Below are 6,000 nucleotides of genomic sequence, written 5' to 3' on the forward strand. Positions count from 1 at the left end.
TTTCACAATCAATAAATTCAAAAAAAGTAGGAACTTCCAGTGATTGAAGCTTTTTAATTTTTTCCCAAATTTTCATTGCTATTTCTTGCTCTAAATCATTTCTTTCCTGATAAGGTGTATTTCGTAGGTTTTTTTGATAGAGGGTTCAAAAAATGAAATAACTTGTAATAAATTACCTTCCTCAACAGCTGACAATAAGCTCAAATTATCCATAGTTAACCATCTCCTTTAAGTTATTTTTTAATTTTTTCAATGCAGCTCTATGGTTATAAGAAACGGTCTGTTCAGATTCGCTTAATACAGCAGCGACTTCTTTATTACTTAGTCCTTGTACATAAATTAGTTCTATAATCCTCAGCTGCATTGGCTTTAATGATTTAATATTTTGATACAATTTTTCATCCTCTATTTGGTCCAAGAAGCTTTGATAATTTTGAAAACCCTCAAATGTTAGGTCCTTCTTTGAAGAAAAATACACGTCCTGCAACGATTGATCATCAAAGTTTTTATCAAAACTAGAATCTTTGTCCTTGATGAAAACCTCCTTGTTTTTGTAATTATTCTTTCTTTTGTCAAAGTCAATAGAGTAAAAATAAATTAATTTGGAGATATAACCTAAGATTTTTATGGATTTATAGTATTTCTGGAATGCAACATCTAGTTTTTCAATATTTTCGGTATCTGACGGCTCTTGGAGAGCTTTGTTAAAGAGTGCATAGTTGTTTTCATCTTTTAAAAAATTTTTAATAATAGGTTGATTCATTTGAGATTTACACTTTTTTACAATGTTCAATTTTTCCATGAAAATACCCCCTATAAAATAAAGAGAAGCAAATGTTATTTTTATAAAAAGAACGTTTGTTCCCATTCTATCATTTTTTAACTTTTTATCCCATAGAAAAAACTCTTATTCTTTGTTTCGAATAAGAGTTTTTTCCCCTAAGGTGGTAATCGGGTTCGAACCGATGCATCAAGGTTTTGCAGACCTTCGCCTTTCCGTCTTGGCTATACCACCACAAAATATAGTTACTATACTAGGTAAAGAGAATAATCTGATTAAAATATAAAAATTATTTTCAATAAGTTCTTTAATAAGATTGTGAATCCTTTTTGAAATGAGCCGTTATAAATGGCGATTCAAACCATAGTTAGAATCTTAGTAAAAATTAATACCGAGTTTAACTTTTCCTTTTGACTATCTCTCGTTAATCTTTTATCACAAATTAATTTTCCTCCAACAATGCTATTATTCAGCAACATTAATGTCTTTCTCATTGAAAACATCTGATAAAGATTGATTTTCCGGTTTATTTATACGACTTCCATAGCAACTTGATTTAGTGCTCCTTCTATAATCGCTTTGTTTCCCATCCTTCTTTTAATACATTATCTTATTTTAAAATTACTGTCCCCTTACGGACAGTAAGGGTGGGAAACAGAATTTGAAATCATTTGGGATAATACCATGGTTTCAAGTCATCAAATTAAAACAGTACTATAAGATGTGGGAGCATTAGTTGGCTTGGCTGATGGACCTGACGTTGAATTTGATCGATTTGAAATGCTGTTAATAATTCCATATAAAGAGTTTAGATAGAATGCCTAAAAAGCAACTTAAATAGATCTGGGACATCACTAGAAAAGGGATATAGTTAAGGATAGGAAAAAATATGTGCGTTGCAGTACCTCATTAGCGTTAAATGTCATATAGACCATATTTCAGTGGAAAACGAGGAACAAACCAATGTACTCTCTGCATTACCTGTCATGTTTTACGTGATGATTTAAGATATGATGGAATGAGGGCAAATGCAATTTCTAATCAAATTATACCGCCGAATTGGAGAAGTCTTGTTTGAAAGACAGTGTGCTTACAAAAGACCCTCCCTATTATTCTGGAAGGTCCTTTATTGAAGAGTTAGTCTGTTAAAGAAACTAAAAAGCCAATATTCAAAAGGCTTTTATAACACTTTATGGCAAATATAGTTTGCATTTAGTAATGTATATGTTACAATTATATATAATTAAATGAAAAGGTGATGGAAATGAAAAACCGTGTTAAGTTGGCACGTGTAGAAAAATCGCTGACACAACAACAATTAGCTGACAAAGTAAAAGTTACCCGTCAAACAATAGGATTAATAGAAAAGGGGGATTTTAATCCAACGCTTCAGTTATGTATAAAAATAGCAAAAGCATTAGAAAAAACATTAGATGAACTTTTTTGGGAGGAAGATGACTTATGATAAAATCGTGGTTAACCTTTTTATTACCTGATGATGAGTACAAAAAACAAAATATCTTACATTTTTTTTCTGAATCATTATTTGTCTTGTTAATATTTTTATTTTTTTCGCTATTGTTTAACAATTTGCTGAATATAAATTTAGATTTTGAAATGGTAGTAATACTCTCATTCGCCATTTGTGGTATTTATGTATTTTCAAGATACGTATTATCCGGAATAGAATTTACAAATATATATACGAAAAAGGAATTTAAAACAGAAAAAAGGAAAATTATATTCCAAACAATTAGATTCACTATAATCTTCGGTTTATTGTATTTAATATTTGTTGAAATTCCTAAATCACAATCATCTTGGTTTGCATATATATTACTTCTTTGTTTAATAGCAATTTTTTCGTTTTTTATGAGTTATATATCCTTGAAAAAATCATATCAAAAAAATAAAAATCTCTTAGATTAATCATTATTATAAAAGGACAAATCAGAAAAACTGATTTGTCCCTATAACTTGCTATTTTATTTACCGATACACATTGTACTCCATACAGCTAAACTCGCTGCAAGACCTACAGCTCCACCTCTTACAGCATTTTTACCTACAATTTTAATTATTTCTTTAGATAGTTTTTTCCAATTTTTATCCTCTATTAGTTTATCTATACCTTTACCAAAAAAACCAAGACCAGTTCCGGCAATAATTTTAGTTTTCATACATCCCAACCACGAATAATTACTAACTAGATTATCGTTTTGATCCCTTACCTCTGCCTTTGCTTCCTCATAACTTTCATGTTTAGGAACAATACCTGCATTCAAAAACTCTTCTTCAGTAACTTCTTCTTCATTAATTAGTTTAATAAGAATTTTAATCTCTGGAAGATTCTCCTCGCCAAAATAATCCTTGGCTTTCTCTTCATCTAGTACATATTTGTCTCCCTCTTCTGTTGTTGCTTCCTCGAATAGAAATTCAAGATCCTGTTCAAGTTTAGCTAATTCAGCACCCTCTACATCATCGGATGTTTGAGCAAATGCATAAGAAGGTAGTATAGTTGAAATTAACAGAAAAGAAACTAAGGAAACTACCAAAATCTTAAATTTGCTCTCAGACATTTTTTCTACCATAAAATAATCCCCCTTCTTTAAATCTATTAATATTAATTAAACTACGTTTATAATTCTATCACACAAAAGGTAATACATATATTGCATATATTGGAAAATTTCACCAATTATTGACAATTATCGACATTATTTTCCTTGATTTTCTTAATGTTTTTTAAACGGTTTTCCAAAATTATGTTTATGGCAAACTAAAAATGTAGGTTATGGCACTTCTTTTATGCATGGCCTATAGGGCTATGCATAAAAGAAAAAGCCACTTGCTAACAACTCAATAATTAACTACACTTCCTGTTGGACCCATTATTCTGGCAGGAGGTAGATTAGGAGTGTTAGAAGTGACTGAAATTAATTATATCAGACAACAAGTGAACGGAAAAGGGCATACATATGCAGAGGTTGCGAGAAGAACAAATAGAGACCCAAGAACCGTACAGAAATATGCGGATCTAGATGAATTCCAACCTGAATTGAAAGGAAGGAAACATCAACCCTCTCCGGTTATGGATCCGGTGAAAGAGATTGTGGATCAGTGGTTGAGGGAAGATTTGAAGAAGAAAAAGAAATATCGGAGAACTGCGAAGCGTATTTGGGAGTTATTAAAGGAAGAGTGTGGATTTAAAGGTTCAGACCGAACGGTGAGAGCATATGTCTCTAAGCGGAAAATAGAATTACTTGAAGAGATGGAAGCAAACGATGAGGCAGCTCTTCCGTTAGAAGCAAGTCCAGGGGATGCCCAGGTAGACTTTGGGGAGGCACCGTTTAAGGTAGAGGGAGAAGTCATAGAACTTCCGTATCTGGTTATGTCTTTCCCGTACAGTAATGCATTTCTGGTTCAGGTGTTTGAGTCCCAGAATCAAGACTGTTTCTTGGAAGGCATGAAACGATTCTTTCATCACCTTGGGGGTGTACCTAGAAGAGTTCGTTTTGATAACTTATCACCTGCGGTGAAAAAGATTCTTCCTCATGGAAGACGTGAACTGACGGAGGGATTTGAAAGGTTTGTCTTACACTACGGTTTCGAATATGAATTTTGTAATCCAGGTTCAGGGAATGAAAAAGGTCATGTGGAAGCAATGGTTAAGTATGTTCGTAATAATTTCTTTTTACCAGAACGAAGAGTATTTCAATTAGACGAATTCAATACCAAGTTGTGGGGAGAAGCTGAAAAAGATCGTCATCGCCAACATTATGAGAAAAAGGAAGAAATCAGTAAATTATTCGAAGAAGATAAGCATGCATTTTTACACTTACCGGCCAAGGAGTATAGTTGTGTACGCTATGAAACTTTGAAAGCTGATAAATATGGGTTTGTCCAAGTGGATACAAAAAAATACTCCACTTCCCCACGTTACGCAAAACAAAAAGTCTTGGTGGCAATCACATATGATCAAGTTACTATCCTTTCGGATAGATACGAAAAAATTGTAAGACATAACCGAATCTACGGAAATGCATCAAAATCAATGGTATGGCAACCCTACCTATCTCTTATGGCCACAAGGCCAACAGCTTTGAAATATACGACGTTCTATGGCCAATTACCGGAACGCTGGCGAAGCTATTTGAATGAATGCACCGTTGAGGAGAAGAAAGAAGCTCTCAAACTATTATCAACATTACTGAAAGAACATAGTTTAGAAAAGGCAACAGAAGCGTTGGAGATAGCTTCTAAAAGGAGCCATCCATCTTCCGAATCAATCAAACAGGTTTTCCATCAACTTATTCACGGGCGAGGTTATCGCGATACGTTGGAGATGAAGCCTAGCATCCCAGTCATGCCAGTCGCTGAGCGAGGGATTAAGAAATATGATGTCTTCTTTTCCTCTGAAAGGAGGCAGGCATAATGCATGAAATGATTCAGGAGTACGCAAAGCGATTAAAACTCAGCTGGATTCGTGAGAATTTCCATACGGTGAACATAGAAGATCCTCAACAATACTTATTAACACTTTTTGAAAAGGAAGTGGAACAGCGTGAGGAGCGTAAGATAAACCTATTATTCAAAACGGCAACGCTGCCGAACGTGTCTGGCAATCCTTTTGATTGGACAGATATTCAATTGGGTCAAGGGTTAAGTCAAGAATGGGTATTAGAAGGAGAATTTATCGAGGCAAAGGAAAATATGATTTTTTATGGTGGAGTAGGTGCAGGTAAAACCTACCTCTCTACGCTCATAGGAATCAATGCCATACAGAAGTATGGCAAGCGAGTGAAGTTCTATACCGTTGCTTCATTGGCAAATGAGCTGTTGGAAGCGAATGAAAAAGGTACGTTGACCAGGCTGTTTAACAGAATAGATAAGCTTGATCTATTAATATTAGATGAGCTAGGCTATATTCCATTGCATAAGCAAGGTGCAGAACTACTGTTTCAAGTGATATCTATGTGTTATGAAAAACGGAGCATTATCATTACTACCAATCTTCAATTCGGACAGTGGAACCATGTCTTTGGCGATCCAATTCTAACGGAAGCCGTAGTGGATCGCCTAATCCACCACTCCCACCTCATTCTGTTTGGGGGTGAAAGTAAACGAATGAAAGAGTCTATGATGATGAAAAATTAGAGGTTGGCAAGTGGTTTACAAAAAGGGCTGCCGTTTCATACATTTTACACTTGCCAAATACA

At 34.1% G+C, this 6,000-nt stretch carries 5 protein-coding genes and 1 tRNA gene; 3 read left to right on the top strand and 3 right to left on the bottom strand.

Going from position 1 to position 6,000, the window contains the following annotated elements; genetic code table 11:
* Positions 1 to 205: 205 nt before the first annotated feature.
* Both MHI02_RS18205 and MHI02_RS18210 read right to left on the bottom strand, forming a co-directional pair.
* The gene (locus tag MHI02_RS18205; protein WP_047186335.1) at positions 206 to 802 is read right to left on the bottom strand and encodes a sigma-70 family RNA polymerase sigma factor; all 597 of its coding nucleotides are present in this window, start codon (positions 800 to 802) and stop codon (positions 206 to 208) included.
* 140 nt (positions 803 to 942) lie between these two features.
* A tRNA-Cys gene (locus MHI02_RS18210) sits at positions 943 to 1,015 on the bottom strand.
* A 1,030-nt stretch (positions 1,016 to 2,045) separates the two neighbouring features.
* Between MHI02_RS18210 and MHI02_RS18215 the strand changes: the two genes are divergently transcribed.
* Positions 2,046 to 2,246, top strand: coding sequence for a helix-turn-helix transcriptional regulator (locus MHI02_RS18215; RefSeq protein ID WP_047186336.1), 201 nt, complete (start codon positions 2,046 to 2,048; stop codon positions 2,244 to 2,246).
* 520 nt (positions 2,247 to 2,766) lie between these two features.
* Here MHI02_RS18215 and MHI02_RS18220 read toward each other — a convergent pair.
* Entirely contained in the window at positions 2,767 to 3,372 is a 606-nt protein-coding gene (locus MHI02_RS18220; protein WP_052771785.1) for a hypothetical protein, read from the bottom strand.
* A 326-nt stretch (positions 3,373 to 3,698) separates the two neighbouring features.
* Here MHI02_RS18220 and istA point away from each other — a divergent pair, with 326 nt between their 5' ends.
* Entirely contained in the window at positions 3,699 to 5,216 is a 1,518-nt protein-coding gene (gene istA, locus MHI02_RS18225) for an IS21 family transposase (protein WP_047186307.1), read from the top strand.
* Positions 5,216 to 5,938, top strand: coding sequence for an IS21-like element helper ATPase IstB (gene istB / locus MHI02_RS18230; RefSeq protein WP_047186308.1), 723 nt, complete (start codon positions 5,216 to 5,218; stop codon positions 5,936 to 5,938). The genes istA and istB overlap by 1 nt, the downstream gene beginning before the upstream one ends.
* The last annotated feature ends 62 nt before the right edge of the window (positions 5,939 to 6,000 follow it).

Origin of the sequence: Oceanobacillus sp. FSL K6-0118, from assembly GCF_038006665.1 — a bacterium.
GTDB lineage: Bacteria > Bacillota > Bacilli > Bacillales > Amphibacillaceae > Oceanobacillus > Oceanobacillus caeni.

Excerpts from the sequence above, each read along its gene's own strand:
- MHI02_RS18205 (WP_047186335.1), bottom strand. The coding sequence starts at position 802 with ATGGAAAAATTGAACATTGTAAAAAAGTGTAAATCTCAAATGAATCAA.
- MHI02_RS18215 (WP_047186336.1), top strand. The coding sequence starts at position 2,046 with ATGAAAAACCGTGTTAAGTTGGCACGTGTAGAAAAATCGCTGACACAA.
- MHI02_RS18220 (WP_052771785.1), bottom strand. The coding sequence starts at position 3,372 with ATGGTAGAAAAAATGTCTGAGAGCAAATTTAAGATTTTGGTAGTTTCC.
- istB (WP_047186308.1), top strand. The coding sequence starts at position 5,216 with ATGCATGAAATGATTCAGGAGTACGCAAAGCGATTAAAACTCAGCTGG.